Annotated in this window: 22 protein-coding genes; 20 read left to right on the top strand and 2 right to left on the bottom strand. The window is 55.4% G+C overall.

The genetic code is table 11. From position 1 onward, the window contains the following. The 3 genes from RS887_RS22925 (at position 1) to RS887_RS22915 (ending at position 3,619) form a co-directional block, all read left to right on the top strand. Complete coding sequence (locus tag RS887_RS22925) at positions 1 to 390, top strand: antiterminator Q family protein (RefSeq protein WP_322617161.1); 390 nt, start codon at positions 1 to 3, stop codon at positions 388 to 390. 199 nt (positions 391 to 589) lie between these two features. Continuing rightward, positions 590 to 1,525 (top strand): HNH endonuclease, encoded by a 936-nt coding sequence (locus tag RS887_RS22920; RefSeq protein ID WP_322617160.1) that lies wholly within the window; start codon positions 590 to 592, stop codon positions 1,523 to 1,525. Between the two features lie 597 nt (positions 1,526 to 2,122). After that, the gene (locus RS887_RS22915) at positions 2,123 to 3,619 is read left to right on the top strand and encodes an SIR2 family protein (RefSeq protein WP_322617159.1); all 1,497 of its coding nucleotides are present in this window, start codon (positions 2,123 to 2,125) and stop codon (positions 3,617 to 3,619) included. A 397-nt stretch (positions 3,620 to 4,016) separates the two neighbouring features. On the opposite strand, the gene RS887_RS22910 is transcribed toward RS887_RS22915, so the two are convergent. Continuing rightward, positions 4,017 to 5,390, bottom strand: a complete 1,374-nt coding sequence (locus RS887_RS22910) for an IS1182 family transposase (protein ID WP_322616531.1) — start codon at positions 5,388 to 5,390, stop codon at positions 4,017 to 4,019. Positions 5,391 to 5,829: 439 nt separating this feature from the next. Here RS887_RS22910 and RS887_RS22905 point away from each other — a divergent pair, with 439 nt between their 5' ends. Beyond that, complete coding sequence (locus RS887_RS22905) at positions 5,830 to 7,359, top strand: P-loop ATPase, Sll1717 family (protein WP_322617158.1); 1,530 nt, start codon at positions 5,830 to 5,832, stop codon at positions 7,357 to 7,359. Between the two features lie 233 nt (positions 7,360 to 7,592). Here the strand turns inward: RS887_RS22905 and RS887_RS22900 are convergent, their stop codons facing one another. Then, positions 7,593 to 8,168 carry a poly-gamma-glutamate hydrolase family protein gene (locus RS887_RS22900; RefSeq protein WP_322617157.1) on the bottom strand — a complete coding sequence of 192 codons (576 nt, stop codon included), beginning with the start codon at positions 8,166 to 8,168 and terminating at the stop codon, positions 7,593 to 7,595. Between the two features lie 667 nt (positions 8,169 to 8,835). Between RS887_RS22900 and RS887_RS22895 the strand changes: the two genes are divergently transcribed. The 16 genes from RS887_RS22895 to RS887_RS22820 all read left to right on the top strand — a co-directional run bounded on the left by RS887_RS22895 (position 8,836) and on the right by RS887_RS22820 (position 20,772). After that, positions 8,836 to 9,171 carry a phage holin, lambda family gene (locus RS887_RS22895; protein WP_104449534.1) on the top strand — a complete coding sequence of 112 codons (336 nt, stop codon included), beginning with the start codon at positions 8,836 to 8,838 and terminating at the stop codon, positions 9,169 to 9,171. Positions 9,172 to 9,299: 128 nt separating this feature from the next. Further along, the gene (locus tag RS887_RS22890) at positions 9,300 to 9,746 is read left to right on the top strand and encodes a DUF1737 domain-containing protein (RefSeq protein WP_322617156.1); all 447 of its coding nucleotides are present in this window, start codon (positions 9,300 to 9,302) and stop codon (positions 9,744 to 9,746) included. A gap of 594 nt (positions 9,747 to 10,340) precedes the next feature. Then, entirely contained in the window at positions 10,341 to 10,940 is a 600-nt protein-coding gene (locus RS887_RS22885) for a terminase small subunit (protein ID WP_322617155.1), read from the top strand. A gap of 3 nt (positions 10,941 to 10,943) precedes the next feature. After that, complete coding sequence (locus RS887_RS22880) at positions 10,944 to 12,953, top strand: phage terminase large subunit family protein (RefSeq protein ID WP_322617154.1); 2,010 nt, start codon at positions 10,944 to 10,946, stop codon at positions 12,951 to 12,953. Between the two features lie 53 nt (positions 12,954 to 13,006). Beyond that, positions 13,007 to 13,213 carry a phage head-tail joining protein gene (locus RS887_RS22875; protein WP_027923826.1) on the top strand — a complete coding sequence of 69 codons (207 nt, stop codon included), beginning with the start codon at positions 13,007 to 13,009 and terminating at the stop codon, positions 13,211 to 13,213. Next, positions 13,213 to 14,697: a phage portal protein gene (locus tag RS887_RS22870; RefSeq protein WP_322617153.1), complete on the top strand. Its 1,485-nt coding sequence runs from the start codon at positions 13,213 to 13,215 to the stop codon at positions 14,695 to 14,697. The genes RS887_RS22875 and RS887_RS22870 overlap by 1 nt, the downstream gene beginning before the upstream one ends. Then, on the top strand, positions 14,694 to 15,848 hold the full coding sequence (locus RS887_RS22865; protein WP_322617152.1) for a head maturation protease, ClpP-related: 1,155 nt from the start codon (positions 14,694 to 14,696) through the stop codon (positions 15,846 to 15,848). The genes RS887_RS22870 and RS887_RS22865 overlap by 4 nt, the downstream gene beginning before the upstream one ends. Continuing rightward, positions 15,845 to 16,189, top strand: a complete 345-nt coding sequence (locus RS887_RS22860; protein WP_322617151.1) for a head decoration protein — start codon at positions 15,845 to 15,847, stop codon at positions 16,187 to 16,189. The genes RS887_RS22865 and RS887_RS22860 overlap by 4 nt, the downstream gene beginning before the upstream one ends. A 62-nt stretch (positions 16,190 to 16,251) precedes the next feature. Continuing rightward, positions 16,252 to 17,247, top strand: coding sequence for a major capsid protein (locus tag RS887_RS22855; RefSeq protein WP_322617150.1), 996 nt, complete (start codon positions 16,252 to 16,254; stop codon positions 17,245 to 17,247). 2 nt (positions 17,248 to 17,249) lie between these two features. Continuing rightward, positions 17,250 to 17,564 (top strand): hypothetical protein, encoded by a 315-nt coding sequence (locus tag RS887_RS22850; protein ID WP_322617149.1) that lies wholly within the window; start codon positions 17,250 to 17,252, stop codon positions 17,562 to 17,564. Then, entirely contained in the window at positions 17,561 to 18,196 is a 636-nt protein-coding gene (locus RS887_RS22845; RefSeq protein WP_322617148.1) for a phage tail protein, read from the top strand. The genes RS887_RS22850 and RS887_RS22845 overlap by 4 nt, the downstream gene beginning before the upstream one ends. Further along, positions 18,189 to 18,752, top strand: a complete 564-nt coding sequence (locus RS887_RS22840) for a hypothetical protein (RefSeq protein ID WP_322617147.1) — start codon at positions 18,189 to 18,191, stop codon at positions 18,750 to 18,752. Before RS887_RS22845 ends, RS887_RS22840 begins: the two co-directional genes overlap by 8 nt. Further along, a complete protein-coding gene (locus RS887_RS22835) occupies positions 18,719 to 19,279 on the top strand; it encodes a phage baseplate assembly protein V (RefSeq protein ID WP_322617146.1) in 561 nt (186 codons plus the stop codon). The genes RS887_RS22840 and RS887_RS22835 overlap by 34 nt, the downstream gene beginning before the upstream one ends. 56 nt (positions 19,280 to 19,335) lie before the next feature. Further along, complete coding sequence (locus RS887_RS22830) at positions 19,336 to 19,557, top strand: hypothetical protein (RefSeq protein WP_322617145.1); 222 nt, start codon at positions 19,336 to 19,338, stop codon at positions 19,555 to 19,557. A 13-nt stretch (positions 19,558 to 19,570) separates the two neighbouring features. Beyond that, positions 19,571 to 19,897, top strand: coding sequence for a GPW/gp25 family protein (locus RS887_RS22825; protein ID WP_043302559.1), 327 nt, complete (start codon positions 19,571 to 19,573; stop codon positions 19,895 to 19,897). Further along, on the top strand, positions 19,894 to 20,772 hold the full coding sequence (locus RS887_RS22820; RefSeq protein WP_322617144.1) for a baseplate assembly protein: 879 nt from the start codon (positions 19,894 to 19,896) through the stop codon (positions 20,770 to 20,772). The genes RS887_RS22825 and RS887_RS22820 overlap by 4 nt, the downstream gene beginning before the upstream one ends.

The following is a 20,772-nucleotide window of genomic DNA, read 5'->3' as shown; positions in this document are numbered from 1 at the left end:
ATGATGATTCGTAAGCCGGCAGGCCGACCATTGGGGGATACCGAGTACCTGCTGGAACAGTGGGGATGGTGGCGAATGGACGGGGCAGGGATACCCAATTACACCTCACCGACATTTGCTCTGATGCGCCATGCGATGCCGCAGGTGTCGCCCAGTAAGAATTATTGCATCACAGACGAGTGGGCCGGAGCTATTGACAGCGCAGTGGCACGGCTCTCACATCGTGATCAACAGATGGGCGATATTATTTGGCTCTACTACGGTGCTAAATGGCCCATGGTCCGGGTTGGCAAGCACTATGGCATAAGCGAGGGGAGAACGCGGGAACTGGTGAGAGCAGGGGCGGCATGGGTCGATTGTGCTGTCGATGCATTACGGCAAGCTGCTTAATCGACCCGCCCAGATGTTTGCATCGAATTTGACCTCGAAGCTTCGAGGCGTTGACCTGCACAGAACGACCCAAAGCAGCCACACTCGAGTTACGGTGTGGTCAGGGCGTTATTGGGCCAAGCGAGATTCAGTAACCGGAGCCAAAATGCTAGACCCGTGCTGCCATTTATTAGTACATACTTCGATTCGATAAGTTGCCATGAGCCTGACGCCAATGCAGATCAATACATTCCTAGAGCAGTCAGACGTTAAACATTTCGAGTTACTGGCTTGGTTTGAGCAGCATGCCGGCCAAGTGCTGACCTGGAAACAACTGCAACAGGCCCCTGATACGGTCACAACTTTGGCAAAGGGAATCTACAAACCCGGAAAGCTCAATTATGCGTTGTCGATCCGCCAAACATTGGGCAGCCCCTACAGCGATCAAGAGCCTGTCTATCAAGAGGACGGGAGCTGGTCTTACCAGTATGCCCAAGAAGAGGACAAGCTGGGTGATTCCGCTGCTCTGTTTACCAATCTAGGTTTGAAGCGGTGTAAGGATGACGGTGTGCCGGTGGCAGTACTGAAGCAGCTATCCAAGAAGCCAGATAAGACGCGCTATCAGGTGCTTGGTCTAGCCAAAGTCGTTTCATGGGAGAACGGAGTCTTTACCCTTCAGAGCACGACGCTATCAGACCCCACTATTAAACCAGGTCTGACCGTTGAGCAACCGATGTCTTCCTTTACACCAGATGGTGAAGTAGATAACCGAACGCGCACTCTACGTGAAATCGTCAAACGCCAAGGGCAACCTGCTTTTCGCAGCGGCTTACTCACCGCTTACGAGGGGCAGTGCGCTTTAACCGGCTGCACAGTAGTGGAAGTGCTCGAAGCTGCACACATTACGCCCTACTTAGGGCCGGAAACAAATCACATCACCAATGGACTGCTGCTACGCAGTGACCTTCACACCCTTTGGGACAGAGGCCTGATTTACCTAAGCGACGATTTCACACTGCAAATTCATCCTAGACTTGCAGCATCCGAATATGCCCCACTAGTGGGCAAGCAAATTAGGAAAGCAACGCATCAGGCACTGTGGCCTTCCCTGGTGGCGATTCGGGCACATCGAGAATGGTGCAATCGGGATGACTGAGGCGCCTCGGCCCTTTTTGCCGCTTTCCACTAAGGTAAACTCGGCCGATTTGGGGGTGGTCAACTCGCTCTCCCGAGCAAATGTAGTTACCTGTCGCGAAGGCCTGTAAGCGACCCAAAGCCCACGGTGGCGACAGGCAAAAATCGGCCGATTCTGTTGAAAAAGTCGGTCTGCCCAAATTGCCTGATCATTGACTAGTGAAAATGCCTTTTTTGCACGCTGCTACGTGAAATCCGAGTCCGGAAGCCTCTGCCAAAAGTAAGGATTTCAATCTCGGGCGCGTCCTTTTCTGATGCGCAAACCATGGCCGACTTTTTCAACAGAATCGGCCAGTAGCCGCCGTTCAAATGCGTTCAACAAACTGAACGCGATTCCGCGTATCGGTAGAACCGGCGTGGGGATGCGCAAAGAGCTGATGAGTCGTAGTGTTACTACTTAGCTGGATAAATTCTGGACGGTATGCTCCAGGTGAAGCTGACAATCTCGAATGATCTGCCCGGGCCCACACGGTCAGGTCGCAACGCCGGTCTGCCAGCTACCCCTGTCGCATGGTATAAATCCTCACTAATTTAAACTCATGATCAAGTCGAGGCTGCTATGAAGGTCGAAGAGTTCATCGGAAAATACCGAAATCATCCGATCTTATTTGTCGGAACCGGGGTCAGTCTTCGCTATTTGAGCCAGTCCTATACTTGGGATGGCTTACTCAGAAAAATTTCTTGCGACCTACGCGGTACTGATGAATTCTATTACGATATCAAAGCAGACTGCGAAGTGGATGGTGAGTTTCGATACGACCGGGTAGCCACGAAACTGGAAGAGGTCTTTAACAAAGAAATTGCGCGTGATCGCGACGGCCCATTGAAATTTGTTAATGACACGTTCTATGAAAACATGAAAAGTGGGGTGAGCGTCAGCCGGCTCAAGATCTACATTTCCCATCTTCTCGGCGAAGTAAACATCAAGGAAGAGTATGGGGATGAACTCGCCGCTCTCAAACGCGCCAGTAAAAACATAGGCTCCATCATAACCACTAACTATGATCGATTTTTGGAGCAGTTCTTTGAATTTTCGCCGCTAATTGGCAACGATATATTACTGAGCAACCCCTATGGGTCGGTTTACAAAATTCACGGGTGTGTAGATCACCCGACAAAAATTATTATTAGTGAAGCGGATTATGAGGCTTTTTTTGCTCGTTACGAATTGATCCGCGCCCAGTTGCTGTCTTTGTTTATACACAACCCAATCGTGTTTATCGGGTACAGTGTAAGCGATGAAAATATAAAAGCGCTCTTACGCACAATATTCACATACGTGAAACCAAATTCTGATCACGCGAAAAAAATTAGAGAAAATTTCTTACTAATTGAATACGAAGCGGGGTCGGACTCAACCGATATTGCTGAGCATGATATTGATCTTGAGGGGTTCTCTTCTACCATCAGAATCAATAAGATCAAAACCGACAATTTCGCAGCTGTCTACGAGGCAATTTCTGGCCTTACGTTGCCGGTAACTGCGATGGATGTTCGCAAAGTACAAAATATCGTCAAAGAGATTTTTGCAGGTGGGGAAATCAAAGTCACCATCACAGAAGATCTGGACACATTGAAAAACAGCGATAAAATTCTGGCCATCGGTTCCGCCAGAACGATCCAGTACCAGTACTTCACAATCTCCGAAATGATCGGCAATTATTTCAAAATTCTAGAAGAGTCAAATTATCAGCTGCTCGAGCTAATTAACAAGCAGAAAATTCAGTCTAGTCAGTTTTTCCCAGTGTTTGGTTTCTCTAAGGTCTGTAAGACTCTAAAGGATGAAGAGCGGCTTAAAGCGCAGCAGAAAGACAAAATCGAAACGGTGGTGGAAGCAACAAAGGAGCGGATTAAGACCGACCACACCACCATCAAAGCTATTTTGGATGATGAAGCAGTTGCACCAACGAATAAGTCAGCATCAATCATCTGGTCAGCTTACCACAGCAAAGTCACTGTTGATGATCTCGAGCAATATTTGAAATTTTATGGTGATCGGAACTGTACCGAATTTAAACGGTTGCTGTGTGTCTACGACTTGCTCAAGCATGGTTAGTGCATTTAACCAACTGTTGATAGACGGTACAAATGGTCGATACATTTTCGGCATGCTCGTCTGAAACGTTCCTTGCTAATGCGTAGCTCGCTGTCTAGCTAGGGAACTCACCAGTAACGTGGCATATACCGTGAAGGCCAAGCGCCATGATCTGCGTGCACATTACCGATGGATTAGCGGTGTGTCTATGGAGTTCTTTTGGCCGTTTTCTGCCCATTGCGAGAGGCAAAAAACGGCCGATTGTGTTGAAAAAGTCGGATTTTCAGCTCGCCTGAACTCAGGCTCGGCCACCTCTGGAGAACCTATTCACCACGTTGCGTGGTTTTTCGGCCCTTCGTTGACCTTTACTGCTCGGTTATTGGGTTAATTTGAGGTTTTTTGCTTCGTGCAGACGCACCTATCCCGTAGCAGGTGGCCCTTGAGAGGTAAATTTGGCCAGCCGTCGCAGGTTCTGCACCGCGGCGGCCAGCGTGAACTCATCGGACGCGCCACTCATACCACGTAGGCGCAAGCGATCCAGTTTCAGGATGCGCTTGAGGTGGGCAAACAACATTTCGACCTTCTTACGTTCGTGGCGAGAGCGCTGATACGCCGGCGTCGCTGCGATGCGTCGAGCCACATCACGCGCGGCTTCATGGACGCTGCGGACGATCTTGCGAATCGAAGTGTTCGGGCAGCACTTGGCTTTCATCGGACAGGCAACGCAGTCGGTCTGCCGGGATCGGAAGATGATGGTGTTGGCTTTGGTGACGTGCGAACGCTCGTTCTTGAAGGCTCGCCATTCGCTGCGCAATACGTTGCCGGCCGGGCAGCGGTATTCCTCAGCCTCTTCATTCCAGTGGAAATCGTTACTCGAAAAGCTGTCGTTCTTGCGCTCAGTTTTGTCCCACACTGGCACATGCGGTTCGATGTCTTTGTCCTCCACCATCCAGGCCAGCATCGGCGCTGTGCCGTAAGCGGTGTCGCCGATGAGGCGTTCCGGTTTGATGTCGAACTGCGCTTCAACCCGATCGATCATCGTCTTGGTGCTCTCGACTTCTGCGGTGCGATGAGCCGGTGTGGGTTCCACATCCATGATCACGCCGTGCTCGGTATCGATCAGATAATTCGTGGAGTAAGCGTAGAACGCTGGGCCGCCTGGAGCCGCGGTCCAGCGAGCCTGAGGATCCGTCAGCGACAGGCGCTTCGGTAGCGTTTCGGCCAAAGCCTCTTCATCGAGGCCTTCAAGGTACTCACGCACGGCGCGGGTGCTCAGGGCCGGATCGCTCCAGTTGATCGGTTCATCACCCGGTACGCCGCGCTGCCGACTCGCATCCGCTTTGATGATGCTGGCGTCCACGGCAAAGCCTTCGCCTTTAACCAGACCTGCGTCCATGCAGCGACGCAGCACTTCATTGAACAACCAGCGAAACAGCTCACTGTCCCGAAAGCGGCCGTGTCGATTTTTGGAAAAGGTCGAGTGGTTGGGGACTTCATCGTCAAGGTTCAACCGGCAGAACCAGCGATACGCCAAGTTCAAATGGGCCTCTTCGCACAACCGCCGCTCGGAGCGAATGCCGTAGCAATAGCCCACGATCAGCATGCGGATCATCAGTTCAGGATCAATCGACGGACGCCCAATCGGGCTATAGAAATCGGCGAGGTAATGGCGCAGGTCGTTCAGATCAAGACACCGATCAATGCTGCGCAGAAGGTGATTGGCGGGAATGTGATCTTCAAGGTTGAACGAGTAAAACAGCCGCTCCTGCCCACTCGATAACTGTCCCATCATGCTGCGTGCTTCCCTGCTGGCCAATGCAGAGATTTTGCCGCAGGCCAGACAGGGGAGCTACTTTTTCAACAGAATCGGCCAACAGCGGACAGTCCTCAGCCGGAAGCTGAAATCAGTAGATATAAATAATTAGGCACGGCTAAGCTGTAACCCTTTTAAAAACAGGGTCAAAGCAAATTTCAATCGGTTGTTCTGTAATGATAGTTTCCGATTTTGAATAGCCTTTAATGGGCTTTGTCTTTTGCTTTAAGATGATTCATGCATTACACATGCTTCTCTCGCTGAATGCACAACACCCTAAATATAATTCGTTGGCGCACTAGATTTGCCTTTGGTCTTTAGATACTCTCAATACTTGCTTTACAAGGGTGAAGGCAAATTCGTACGCGTCACTCACCCCCAGGCGCGTTAGGTCAAGCACAGGGTGTTAGGAGAGGAAATGGTATTCAAGAGTTTTATACGCAAGGAAAAAAATGCTATCTATATCGGTGCTCCTGAAGCGGAAGCCGAATCTTTACCGACATCAAAAGTTCATTTGAGAGATGTTTATGAAGACCTACACAACCTCTACGAAGAACTTTCTAACGAAAAATACATATTAATTGGGCGAAAAGGGTGCGGCAAAAGCGCATTTGCGGAATATACATATTTATCGTCTATCGATCAGCCCAATTTATTTTGTTCATTTGTAAGTCAGGATAACATGAGCCTGGAAAGGCTAGTTCAGCTAGGCAAGGAGCACAACTCCGAACATACTAAAGATCACTTATTTAAGTGGCTGATTTACACCAACATTATTAAGATGTTCTTCGAGAACGAAGCAGCCGCACAAGCGGATGGATACAAGTTGCTGCAAGAGTTCCTCAAGAAAAACAGTGGTTATATCGACATAAACACAGGTGAGATTGTCGAACTAATCAAGAAACACTCCTTTGAGATAAATATTGAGCAATTTAAAAGATTTTTCAAAGGAAAGTTCAATACTGACATACAGATCAAAGAGTCGAGAGCTGCATTCTACAAGTTAATACCGCACTTGGAAAAAGTAGTCGTAGAGGTTTTAACGAGCAAGCTTAATACGGAAAACGAAAATTCGTATGCGTTATTTTTTGATGACTTAGATATTGATTTCGATGCTAATGATGAGCATTCTACCGATACCTTGATACAGCTCATCAGAACCTCTAAGCATGTAAATAACACAGTATTCGCAAAAAATCATGCAGCCGCCAAAGTTATCATATTAATTAGAGATGATGTGGAGCGACTTTTATCTACGCAAGCAGCCGATATATCTAAAATTTTCTCCTCTTACGCTACTAGGTTATCTTGGTATGAGGATGACTATTCTGGAAAGTCTGATGAGAACAATCTTGCCATAAAGAAAATGATAAACAAGCGGATTGCAAATGCCTTTCACCAAGCAAGTCTACAGATCAGAAATCCAAACGCACCATGGGAAAGCCTTATAGATGATGATTTTTCTCCAAAAACTAGTTTTAAGTATGTGTGCGACCACACGCTAATCAGACCACGTGACTTGATACTTTTCTTCAAGCCACTTGAGTCCGGTCATTACTCAATACCATTAAAGAAGTTCGATGTTAATCAGTTGTTGGGCCAGTATTCAGCTGAGCTTGTTAAGGAGCTGAGTAATGAACTTTCTTCGTTCTACACGCACATTCAGATACAGAATATTTTCGATGCATTAAAAGAAATCAGCTCGAAATACGACTGCACTTACTCCGAAGCTACTGAGTTCATACAAAGCAACTGCTCAAATTTGCCATCAGAGAAATTGCTGCAGGAGCTATATGATCGGTCCATCATTGGTGGTACTAACGGAACTAATGGTTATGCTCACTTCAAACATCGTACAAGCAAAAAAGATGCTCATGAATATAAGCTTGATCCCACGGGGCTAGTTATAGTGCATTCGGGAGTAAGTATAAATCTGCGCAACCGATAGCTTAAAGTTTCCGACACGCGCTATAGTGCTTTAAAGCTTGCGACTCCTTTTGATATTGGCCGAGTAAATTTTTATAGCACTAAGCGCATCTGACTGACTGCTTCTGGCCGTTCTCTGCCGGGCACGACAGGCGAGAGTCTGCCAAGAACAGACGGTAACGGCCGACCGTTATAGATCAACCTAATACTGGACTCCAGCAGTGTCGAGAAGCCGTATCGGTTTTGAGTGGATTGTTAAAGCTCATCTAACGCAGACCTAATAGCGGAAGAGAAACGGGCCATAGCGCTCTTATCCGTTGTCAACGCATCTCTCAATCCGCGGGAAATTTCTAGCTGAAGGCCTTGCCCTTTGGTCCCACGATTACAAATGTTATTTTTGTCGCGCCCTTGAAGACGCGTATCGTTATGTTGACTTGCAGTGAAACCTGCGGCTTTAAGATGGCAGATCAGTGATGCACAGAGCTGGTCTGCCAAGCCTCCGACGTTGACGAAATGTTTATTCCCATTTTGGCCATGAAAGGTCACAACCACCTGAGCCGATTGGGCAACATCGATTCCTTGTGGCTCGTCAAAGCGTGAACTTGTGATATGCAGGTGTCGATTTCTGCTCGACTTGCAACCTTCAAACAAATAATACGTGAGATCTTCCCCAGCGACGCTCCTGCATATCTCCGATGTTCCAAACTCGATCTTTCCGGCGTGAGGAGCAATTAAAGCTACTGCACTGCCTTTCGGCCTCACCACGATGCGATAAGCGCCATCAGGCTCAGATGTTGAGAGGTCTGCAAAAGTAACGTACTTGTCGGACATGGGCTCGGATACCTGAATGGGCGAAGATCGATTAAGCAGTCTAGCCACTATCTAGCTTTCTACCGGGTCGCCTCTGATTTCTTAACACATCCAACGTCTGCTTTTGGCTGATTCTGTTGAAAAAGTCGACCATGGTTTCCGCAGCAGAAAAGTATGCGTCCGAGATTGAAATCTTTACTTTCGGCTGAGTCTTCCGGACTCAGACTTCACGTAGCAGTGTGCAAAAAAGGCGTTTTAACCAGTCAATGACCAGGCTGTTTGGGCGAACCGACTTTTTCAACAGAGTCGGTTGAATACCGCCTGTCGCGCAGGCCTGAATTGCGCAGTTTTCGACCCATCGTGGTTAAAGAGTGATGGGCAAATTCCATGCATCAGATGGCCAACGCGAATGCAAACGCGTGGTTAAGTTGGGTGCAATTTCGCATTTTCTGCGGAAAAGCCTTTTCCGCGCGGAATAGACCTGCTTTTATAGCAGCGTGTGTTGCTGTGAACGCAGCGAGACGCCTTTCAAGAACCCGGCCATTGAGTCGGGTTTTTTTGTGCCCATTTATAAGCCCTGCCATCGAGCAGGGCTTTTTCGTTTTCGGTTCCGCCACGCCCTTCGCTTCGAGCTGGGAAGTGCTGCTGGAGCCGGATCTATTGCGCTCTCCGAAAGGGAGGGATCTGGATGACAAACATGCCCGATAAACCAGACACATGGCTGCTCGTTCTCGCGTGGCTGGGGCAGCATGCGCCGACGATCTACGCCGGAGCATTGTCATTCGTGGTCGGTGCCTTGCGGATCATTTATGGCGGCGGTACGCGGCGACAGGCATTGCTTGAAGCATCGCTTTGCACGCTGATCACCATTGGCTTGATTCCGCTGCTGGAGTACTTCGGCTTACCGCAGAACTTCGCTACGGCTGCTGGTGTGTTCATCGGTTTCCTTGGCGTGAAGAAGATTGCAGATCTGGCTGATCGGTTCGCCGACTTCAAGTTTCCTAAATCAGATTCGGCGCCATGAAGTGCTGTCCTTGGATGTGCTTCTCGTGTTCCTACTGACTTATGCCATCACGGGACATATCCATTGTAGGGAGTCGCCTGCATGTCAGTCACACATCGCTCAATCATTCCAATCGTAAGGTTTCGTTAATGGCCTACACCCAATATGACACTGTCGTCGCAAACACTCCCGAGGAGCTGGCGGCCATGCTGGAACAATCCATTGCCAATGGCTGGCAGCCGTACGGTAGCCCTGTCTCCATCACTGAGGGCTTTCAAGTGCTTCAGGCTGTGGTGAAAGGGACGAACAATGCAGCCGGCACGCCAGGCGACATCACCTCTGAAAACATCTCGGACGCCTCGGATGTCGGCAAGGCCGTGCTGGTGAGCGTCGATGCCGCCGCTGCTCGTGTTGCTATCGGTAGTGGTACTTCGGACTTCTCGGGTAGCTACAACGACCTGACCGATCAGCCAGTCATTCCAGCCGAGGGTGATGCCGCGCTGCTGGAAGCCGGTACCGACCTCGTCGCGCATACCTGGTCAGCCAAACTTATCCATGACGAGGTTGCCCGCCAGATTGCAGCGCTATCAGCATGAGTCACAAAAAAGCGATCTCATCATACGAAGTGGTGGTCTATGACGACTGCGTCCGTTTTAAACGCGTTGATCACGGGCAGATGCAGGAAGCTTATCCGCCAGTCCCAACAGCAACAGCCGCGGTGTATGCCGCAGCTATCGTGCACGGTCTGGAACCGCCACGGGATATCCGCCCGTGTGGATTGCCCCGATGTTTCCAAATCCAGCGGGGACCCTGGCAACTTCCAAGGAGCACGGGGCATAAGACTCGCGCAAACGCGTTAGCGGCACCTCTCCCAACTTAGTTAACTGGTTAACTCAGCTGCTTCATTCCGCTGAAAGCCTTGTGGGCTGTGGCTTAGAGGGCAGTTAACTAACGAATTAACCTGGTTAACTCAGCTACCCGTTGAGTCGGCTGAAAGTCAGGCGGGCCGTGGCTTTCAGCCCGGTTAACTAAGGCAGTTAACCAAGAGTTAACTAAGCGATTGGAAAAACGGCAATGAGTTTGGCTGAAAGCCAGGCAAGCCGTGGCCTTGAGGTGGTTAACCTAGGAGTTAACCGACTAATTTACTCAGTTAACTCTAGGCCCCGCCGGGTTAACCGAAAGGCATGGACATGACAGTACTCACCAAAGCGGAGTTCGCCACTCGCCAAGGCTGGTCGAAACCCTATGTGTCGAAGTTGGCCAAGAGCGGGCGCTTGGTTCTGATGGCGGACGGCATGGTGGATGTCGAGGCCACGGACCGACTCCTGTTCAGCACGGCGGATCCGAGCAAAGCCAATGTGGCGGCGCGACATGAGCGCGAACGAACTCAGCGCAAGCCGGAGGGGAAGACTTCGGTCCCTCACATCGAATACGAGCCGCCAACAAGTGTTCCGCTCCAGGCACCACTGCCCGTCGAAGGCATCCCAGACTTTCAGGAGTCCCGTGCCTACCGCGAGTTTTACGAGTCACGCCTGACCGAGAGCGAGTTTCACAAGAATCGCGGTGCCCATGTCGAGTTGGAGGCTGTGAAAACGGCGGCGTACACGACTGGGCGGATGTTGCGGGATCTGTTGCTTGGCATGCCGCCGCAGTTGGCGCCCGAATTAGCCGCCATGAGTGATCATTGGCAAATCGAGAAGCACCTCACTGCCGCATTGCGTCGGGTGCTGGACGATGCCGAACGGATGTCCTCGACAGACCTCATCCATTCTTTGACTGCAGCGAGTTAATCCATGTCAGCGGAAATGCCCGACGGTGCAGCGGTGTACCGGGAGGCGTATTTCCGCGGGTTGCGACCAGAGCCGGATGTCTGGATCGATCAATGGGCTGACGAGTTCATGCGCATCCCGCGTGATGCGGGGGCTGCCGAGCCAGGGCAATACCGCACTGCACGAACACCGTATGCCCGCGAGCCGATGCGTTGCCTGTCGCCGGCACATCCGTGCAAGCGCGTGGTGACCATGGTGGCCTCGCAGTTGATGAAAACCCAGATCGCCTTGAACTGGATTGGCGGCCTGATCCATATGGCGCCGTCGAACATTCTCACGCTCCTGCCCAGCCTGGGATTGGCCAAACGAGTCTCGTCGCGCATCGGTAAGACCATCAAGGCCACCCCGGTGCTGCGTGAACGCGTGGCGGCGAACCGTTCAAGGGATGCGCGCAACACCATGGACACCAAGGAGTTCGAAGGTGGTTCGTTGTATGTCACCACCGCCGGCTCGGCAGCGAACCTGTCGGAGTTGTCGGCTAGGTACATCTATGGCGATGAAGTCGATCGCTGGGTGGTGGACGTTGGCGAGGAGGGCGACCCGATTGAGCTGGCGGAAACCCGCGGCAGTACGTTTGGCCGTAACGCCAAGTTCTACTTTTCCAGTTCGCCGACGATCCGGGGCGCCTCGCGCATTGCCGATCTGTTCGAGACCAGCGACCAGCGTTTTTATTACGTGCCGTGCCCGAATTGCGGGCACATGCAAATCTTGGAATGGGAACGTCTGCATTACTCGGCAGATTGCCAGCTGGCGCACTACGAGTGCGCCGGGCCTGACTGTGATGTGCTGATCGAGGAACACCATAAGGGCGAGATGTTGGCCAAGGGCGAGTGGCGCGCGCATGCCCAGGGCGATGGCGAAACCGTCGGCTTCAACCTCAATGCGTTGTACTCGCCACCCGGTTGGACGGGTTGGGCGGCGCTGGCCAAACAGTTCGAGAAAGCCAAGACAGCCATGTCCCGCGGCGATCTCGAACCGATGCAGGTGTTCTATAACACCCGTCTTGCCAAGGTTTGGGACAGCGCCCAAGAGCAAACGAAAGCTGATGTCCTGATGGCTCGGGCACGCTTGGAAACTTACGGGCTGGGCTCAATACCGTCCGCCGCGCTGATGCTCACGGCCTCGGTCGACGTTCAGGCGAACCGGCTGGAGTTCATGGTGGTCGGGTGGGGCGCCGGCATGGAGCGCTGGATCATCGACTATCAGGTGATCTGGGGCGACCCCTCCGACGACCGCACCTGGTCGGTGCTCGATGACAAACTCAAGGCGCGTTACCCGCATCCGTGTGGTGCAGAACTGACGATTCGGGCCGCCGGCATCGACTCCGGCGGTAACCACACCGACGAGGTGTACCAGTTCTGCCGACTGCGGCGCTGGCGCAACATCTTCGCGGTCAAGGGGGCGAGCAAGCCGGGTCGTCCGGTGATTGCACAGCGGCCATCAATGATGGATGTCACCTGGAAAGGCCTGACCGAGCGCAAGGGGGTCGAGCTCTGGTTCGTCGGTACTGACACCGCCAAAGACTGGATTTACAACCGCTATCCGGTGGAGGACGGTCCTGGTGCGCTGCACTTTGCCAATGACCTGCCAGATGATTTTTTCGCCCAGTGCGTTGCCGAACGCAAGGTGACTCGCTACGTCAAAGGCTACAAAAAAATCGAGTGGGTCAAGGGCAAGGCTGAGCGCAACGAAGCCCTCGACTTGATGGTGTACAGCTTGGCGATGGCGCATTACCTGGGGCTGAACCGCTACAAGGAGCACGACTGGGAGCGGGTGAGAAGTTCCCTGTTTCAGGCGGCGCCTCCGGGCGAGAAAGCCGTGTCGGCCGAGCGTATCTGCAACCCCGCGACACCCCAGCAGCAACCGGCTGATCCCGTACCACCACCGGCCAAACCGGCAGCAGCACCGCTGCCAATTGCACGGCCCCCACAGCGTCGAAGTTCCAGCAGCGGCTACCTCAAAAAACGACGCTGAGTGAAAACGCGCAGCTGCTATCCACGTTGTCTTTTTACTTTAGAGCGATCCCCATGGCCTTTACCCAACAGCAACTCGATGCGGTCGAGAAGGCAATCGCGCGCGGCGAAAAGATCGTGCGCTACGCGGATCGCAACGTCGAGTACCGCGACATTGACGAACTGCTCAGGGCGCGCGACGAAATTCGTAGCTCGCTGATCGCGGCGGCTGGTCCTCGGTCGCGCATCGTACGGCTCTATCATGGCGGTAAGGGACTGTAATGGCTCGTCAGTTTCCAACCTTGGGCCGCAGCGGTTTCCTGATCCCGTCGAACATCAAGGCCAGCTATGAAGGGGCTGCCGAAGGGCGCCGCTCTGCCAGTTGGGATGCACCCGACGCCGGCTTCAACAGCATCGCCATTCCGGCGTTACGCAACTTGCGCTCACGCTCACGGGCGGCAGTGCGCAACGACCCCTACGCCTTCAACATCATCGACAAACGGGTCAGCAACCTGATCGGTACCGGCATCACGCCGCGGCCGAAAACCCAGGACGATGACCTTCGACATCTATTGCAGGAGCTCTGGGCTGACTGGACTGAAGAGTCCGACGCCGATGGCCTGACCGACTTCTACGGGCAGCAAGCACTGATCGCCCGGACGGTGGAAACGGCTGGCGAATGTTTTATCCGCCTGCGCCCGCGCAACCTCGACGAAGGGTTGGTGGTGCCGCTGCAACTTCAGGTGCTGGCGCCGGAATTTGTCCCGCACGACAAATTCGAGATCGCACGTAACGGCAACATCATTCGCGCCGGTATTGAGTTCAGTCCGGACAGTCGCCGGGTCGCGTATTGGATGTACCGCTCGCATCCCGGTGATGCCTCGTCGTTGAACAGTGGCTACAACCAACTGGTGCGCGTACCGGCCAGCCAGGTGTTGCACATTTTTGAGCCGGTCGAACCAGGTCAGTTGCGGGGTCTTCCGCGTTTGTCGCCGGTGCTCAAGCGCCTGCGCAGCCTGGACAACTACGACGACGCGGTGTTGTTCCGCCAAGAGGTGGCCAACCTGTTCGCCGGCTTCATCAAGAAGCCTTCACCGGATGACATCCAGACCCCGGTAGACCCGGTGACCGGTGCGCCGCTGAACCTCGCCTCGGATGGTTTCACGCCCATGGTGGCGTTGGAGCCCGGGACCATGCAGGAGTTGTTGCCGGGGGAGGAGGTCGAATTTTCAACGCCACCGGATGCCGGCAACAACTATCCCGACTTCATGCGCCAGCAATTGATGGCAGCGGCGGCCGGCGCCGGGATGCCGTACGAAATCCTCACCGGCGACATGCGCGAAGTGAACGACCGCGCACTGCGCGTGGTGCTCACCGAGTTCCGGCGTCGTCTGGAGCAGCTGCAATTTGGTGTGTATGTGCACCAGTTGTGTCGCCCGGTGCGGGCCGCGTGGATGGACATGGCGGTGCTCAGCGGCGCCGTGTTGTTGCCGGACTACGCCCAGCGCCGCCGTGAGTACTTGCGTACGCGTTGGGTGCCACAGGGTTGGGCCTATATCCATCCGGTTCAGGATGTTCAGTCACGCACGATGGAAGTTAACGCCGGCTTTGCCTCGCGTAGCGAAATGGTCCTGCGCACCGGCTATGACGCCGAAACGGTGGACGAAGAAAACGCTGCCGATGCCGAGCGGGCTCGGGGTAAAGGTCTTAATTACAGCACGCTCGTCGAACTGCTTCAGGCGTTCGACGACAAGGAGCAAACATGAGCAAGAACACGACTCCGCGCATTTACAACAGAGCTGGCCAGCAAGTGTCCGTGCAGGACAAAAGCTGGTATGCCGTGCACGCCAGCGGCGAAGCCGCTGAGCGCGTGATCGAAGTCTTTGTGTACGGCGAGATCGGTACCTGGGGCATTACGGCCAGTCAGTTCATGCAGGATCTGCGCGCCATCGATGACGGCGTGTCACCGGTGATCGCGGCGTTCAACAGCATCGGCGGCGACCTGTTCGACGGGTTGGCTATGCACAACACGTTGTCGCGGCTGGGCGAGCGTTGCACAGCACGTATTGATGCCTTGGCCGCGAGCGCGGCGAGTGTCGCCGTGTGCGGTGCGCACAAGGTGGTGATCGCGTCGAATGCCATGCTGATGATCCACAACCCATGGACCTATGCCGCCGGCGATGCCGACAGCTTTCGCAAGGTGGCCGATGTCCTTGACCAAACCATGGAAGCGATCATTGCAGCCTACAAGGCCAAGGCACCCACCATCGATGAGGCGGAGTTACGGGGTTTGGTGGCCGCTGAAACCTGGTTGACCGCCAATGAGGCGGTGGCTCTGGGGCTGGCCGATGAGGTGGGCGATGGGGTACAGGTCAAGGCATGTTTGGGGCAGGGCGGGGTAATGCAGCGTTATCAGCACACCCCAGCTGAATTGTTGGCCCAACTCGATGAGGCGCCCGAGTCCGAGCCGGCTCCGGAGTTGGAGCCAAACGATCCACCCGCGCCTGTGATGGACTCGGCGAAACTGGCGTTGATGATCACTCAGCGTTGTGCAGAGGCGGGGATCAGCAACCTGGTCGCGCCGCTGCTCAGCTCGACCCAGCTTGAAAGCGAAGAGATCGTCCAGGCGGGGCTGACTCGGGCCAAGGCGGTGCATGACCTGTGTGTCGCGGCACGATTGCCAGAACTCAGCGCTGAGTACGTGACAGCGGGACTGGACGCACCTGCGGTACGCGCGCGGCTGTTCGACAAGATCGTCAGCAGCGGCAACGGTTTCGAAATCGACAACAGCGTGCCCCTCAACGATGACCCAGCACCGAAGGTGCAGGCGAAACAACCGGATCCGCCCTCGATCTGGGCAGCCCGTCAGGCCGCCCATGCGGGGCAATCCAACAGTGCAAAAGGAGCACGAGCATGACCGTAAAGTACGAAACGCTACACGCTGGCGAATTTCTGCTCTCCGAAGGGGCCGGAAAGATTTCTCGTGAATCCATCCTGGTAGCCGCTGGCCCCGCGTTGAATGCCGGCCAGGTACTGGGGCTGGTCACCGCGACCAATGAGTTTGCGCCTTACGATCCTGCCGCCATCGATGGCACTGAAGTGGCGACGTGCATCCTGTACGGGCCGCTGGGCGAGTCGACCGAGGAGCGCCGCGCCAGTGCGGTGGTGCGGCTGGCCGAGGTCAGTGAAGTGCATTTGACCGGTTTCGATGCTGATGCCGAGGTCGCTTTGGCGGCTCAGTTTGTGATCGCCCGCTAAGTCAGTCCCCCTTTTCCCAACCCCGCCCTGTGCGGGGTTTTGCATTTCTGGAGAGTCTTTTCATGGCCGATATTGGCATTTTTACCGACGATGTTTTTTCTGTGTCCTCGCTGACTGCAGCGATCAACGAGCAGGAATACCTGCCGGGCCGCATCAGTAGCCTGGGCCTGTTTCGCGAGGAAGGCATCAGCACCCTGACCGTGCAGATCGAAAAGGACGGCAACACGCTGGCGCTGGTGCCGGCGGGTGAGCGCGGTACCTCGGGTTTGGTCGTGGGTGCAAGCAAACGTCAGATGATCCCGTTCAATACCGTGCACCTGCCGCAGCGTTTCACCATCAAGGCCGACGAAATTCAGGGTATTCGCGCCTTTGGTACGACGACCGAACTGCAGGCGGTGCAGGGCGTAGTGAACACGCGCCTGAGCAAAGCCAAGCGTCAGCTCGACGCCACTCATGAATTCCAGCGCATGGGCGCGCTGAACGGCCTGGTGCTGGACGCGGATGGCTCGACGGTCCTGCTGAACATCTATCAGGCGTTTGGTGTGGAGCAACAAAGCTTGTCCATGGGCCTGAACGACCCGGCGACGAAGATCCGGGTCAAGTGTGCCGAAGCGCTGGACATGCAGGATGATGAGCTGGGCAGTGTTACCAGTTCGGGCGCGCGGGCCTTCTGTGGCAAGAATTTCTGGAACAAACTGATCACGCACAAATCGGTAGAGGAAACCTACCTCAATACGATCCAAGCCGCAGAACTGCGTGGTGACTCGCGTGATAGTTTCGAGCTGGGCGGCATTGTCTGGGAGCGTTATCGCGGGCGGATCGCCGGGGTGTCGTTCATCCATGACGATACAGCGCTGTTGATTCCCGAAGGCGTACCGGATCTGTACATCTCCTGCTTTGCTCCGGCGGACTACATGGAGACTGCCAACACCCAAGGCCTGCCTTATTACAGCAAGCTGGAGCCATTGCCGTTCAACAAGGGCATGGCCGGTGAAGCCCAATCCAACCCGCTGCACCTTTGCACGCGTCCACGGGCGCAGATCCTGCTGACGCTTTGACCATGGCCTTTCGAGACCTGGTCGAGACGATCGACAGTGTAGTGTTCGACACCCTGGCTGATGTTGGCTACATCGAAGGTCGGCGTGTGTTGGGCATGTTCTCGGCGCCCTGGTTGCAGCCCAAGATAGGGCGCCTGAACACCGGCCTGCGCGATCCGTGTTTTCACATTCGGGTTGCCGATGCCGCAGGCGTGGAAAAAACGCAGACGGTGCACATTGAGTTGCCCGCACTAGACGGTGGCGGCGAGTACACCCTGACTCACCTGGAACCGGCGGGCGATGGTCTGGTGGCCTTGTCTCTGAGGCTAAAGGCATGAGTGCCGTTCCGGTGACGCTGCAGCTTTCTGCCAACGATATGCAGGCCTTTGAACAGTTGGCCAAGGTGATGCCCAAGGCCGTTGCCGCGGCGCAACGACGGGCGATCAACAAAACGTTGGGCTGGTTGGCCACGCACATGGCGCGCGATGTCAGCAAACAGGAGCGGATTGCCGTCCGCGCGGTACGTCAGCGCCTGCGCAGCTATCCCATCAAAGGCCCGGGGCAGTTGGGCAAACTCTGGTTCGGCACCAACCCGATGGAGGCCAGCCGGATAGGGAATCCCCGTCAGGGTAAGGCTGGTGTTTCGGTCGCGGGGCGGCGTTACCAAGGCGCGTTTTATAAACGCGTCTATGGCAACAAGGCGGATATCTGGATTCGCACGTCCAGCAAACACTTCAACCCAGAGGACTATCCCGGCAGCAGCGCGTCGGCGGGTGGTGGCACGAGTTCGGGCTGGATCGCAGAAAACGACAATCGTTTTCCGCTGGCCAAGGCCAAGGTTTCGCTCGAAGACGTTGAAGGTCCGTTTTACACCTGGGCCAACAAGGCCGACGAGCGTCTGCTGGTCGTGTTCAAGCAAGAGATGAACTTTGAACTGCATAAATACCTGAAGGGGAGCGCTCGTGCCTGATTCTGTCTTTTCGCTGGATGCGTTGTACGCCGCCATCGAGGAACACATCCGCCAAGCGTTGCCGACGGTGCGATTTGTCGCGACCTGTCCGGACATTCAGGACCGGGTAGCGCTGCCGGCGGTGTTTCTGGAACCGGTGGAGTTTGAACCCGGGCAAGACATAGGCACCGGTGAAACGGTGCTGATCCTGCGCTTTGAAGCGCGGGTCATTGTCGCGCCCGAGTTGCCACGTCATCAGCAACTGGGCGCCCAATTGGCGGCACAAATTGCCATGTTATTGCGAGGGCAAACTTGGGGGCTGGATGACGTCGAACAGGCGCAGTTTGTGGCGTCGCGTCAGGACTGGACCAAACCGGAACTGGATGGCTACACCGTGTGGACGGTGGAGTGGACTCAGCAGATCTACCTTGGCGAGGTTGAGTGGCTTTGGCCTGATGAACCTCCAGGCACGTTGTACCTGAATGTCGACGGTTGTACCGGTACCGGCAATGAAGATCACTATTTTCAGCCGGAGGATCTGGCATGGGATACGCCAGCGCCGAACATGACCGGATGATCGCGGCGATGCTGATGCCCTGCGTGGTGGTCGGCGTCGATCTGAGTGCTGGCCGGGTGCGGGTCAAGGCCGGTGCCTGGGTCAGTGCCTGGGTGCGATGGCATAGCCTGGCCGCCGGCAAGGCACGTCATTGGCGTGCGCCGAGTCCAGGGGAGCAGGGCGTGCTGTTCAGCCCCAGCGGTGATCCGGCCATGGGCACCTTTATCCCAGGGCTGTATGGCAACGCCGGAACACCGCCGGACAACCGCGATCACGTTGAGGCTTGGTACTTCGACGATGGTGGCTCACTGATTTACGACTGGCAGGCCGGCAGCTACAGCATTGCGCTGCCCGAGGGCAGCCGCGCGACGATCACGGTTGGTGGCTCGCAGTTTGAGGTGACGCCGGATCAAGTCCGCGTTGTCGCCAGCCAGATCGCGCTGGTGGGTGAAGTGGCGATCGACGGATCACTGAGCGTGTCCGGTGATATCAGCGGTGCCGGCAGGATCATGGATGCCGGCGGTAACAGCAGCAACCACTCGCATTGAATACGCATTCACTTTCAGCCCGCCACGCGCGGGCTTTTTCATGTCTGGAGAAAAACATGACGAGTAAAACCAAGGAAGTCTCAGCAGTCACCGATGAGCCAGCTCCAGCCACGGTGAGTATTTTTCGCGACACGCTGTACACCTCGCGGGTGCTGATCCTGCTGGACGCCGGGCGCACCTTGAAAGTCAAAAAAGGACAAGTCGCAGTGGCGTCGGACGACACGGTCGCGCTCGAGTATTTGCATGGTCGCAAGGATTTTGTCGCGGTCGAGGGCTGATCCAATGATCGGGATGATCGGATTGGACCGCCGCACCGGCCAACTCATTTCCGGCCTCGATCACCTGCGCCAGTCCATCGAGGACATCTTGTCCACTCCCTTGGGCAGCCGGCGCATGCGCCCGGAGTACGGCAGCAAGCTGCGGCGCTTTGTCGACCTGCCGGTCAATGACGGCTGGAAGAGTGCCGTGCAAGCCGAGGTGGCCAGCACCCTCGGGCGCTGGGAGCCGCGGTTGAAACTCGGCCGCGTGCGCGCCGTGGCCATCCTCGACGGGCGTATCACCTTTGAGCTGACCGGGCAGTACCTGGGCAGCGACGTGACTTTGGAGGTGTCCGCATGACCATGGAACTGGCGGCCCTGCCGCCGCCGCAAGTGCTCGAAGACCTCGACTTTGCAGTGGTCTACCAGGAGAAGCTGGAAGCCTTCCGCCTGAGCATGGGCGACAACTGGAGTGCGGAGCTCGAAAGCGACCCGGTGCTCAAGCTGATCGAGCAGGCCGCGTATGGCGCCTTGCAGAACCGGGCGCGGGTCAACGACGCGGGCAAGGCTTTGCTGTTGGCCCATGCCGAGCGGGCTGACCTTGATCACCTCGCCGCCAACGTCAACCTGCAGCGCCTGGTGATTCAGGCTGGAGACCCGAGCACGGTGCCGCCTACGCCGCAGGTGCTTGAGGAAGACGATGCCCTGCGCGAGCGAGTGCAGCTGTCGTATGAGGGGCTGACCACGGCGGGACCGCGTAACAGCTACATCCTACACGCGCGCAACGCCTCGGGCCTGGTGGCCGATGCCACGGCGGAAAGTCCGTCACCCGCCGTGGTGGTGGTCACCGTACTCAGCCTGGAAGGCAGCGGCGCCGCCTCGCCGGAACTGCTGGAGGAGGTCCGGCTGCACCTCAATGACGAGGACGTGCGGCCGGTGGCCGACCGCCTCACGGTGCAGAGCGCTGTGGTCATCGACTACCGCATTGAAGCGGTGCTGTACCCACAGGCACCGGGTCCGGAGAACGAGGCCTACCTGGCTGAAAGTGAGAAACGCCTGAGCGAGTGGATCAACCCGCGCCGCCGCCTGGGTCTCGAAGTCGCACGCTCGGGGATCGATGCGCAATTGCACGTTCCCGGGATAGCCCGTGTCGAGCTGCTGGGCTGGACGGACATCAAACCGAGCAAGGCCGAGGCCGCGTATTGCACGGACTACAGCGTGATCCTGGGGGCCTGA

This window comes from Pseudomonas sp. BIC9C, assembly GCF_034541995.1.
Classification (GTDB): Bacteria; Pseudomonadota; Gammaproteobacteria; order Pseudomonadales; family Pseudomonadaceae; genus Aquipseudomonas; species Aquipseudomonas fluorescens_CC.
The sequence above is the reverse complement of the archived record's forward strand: the minus strand, read 5'-3'. Positions and strand labels throughout refer to the sequence as shown.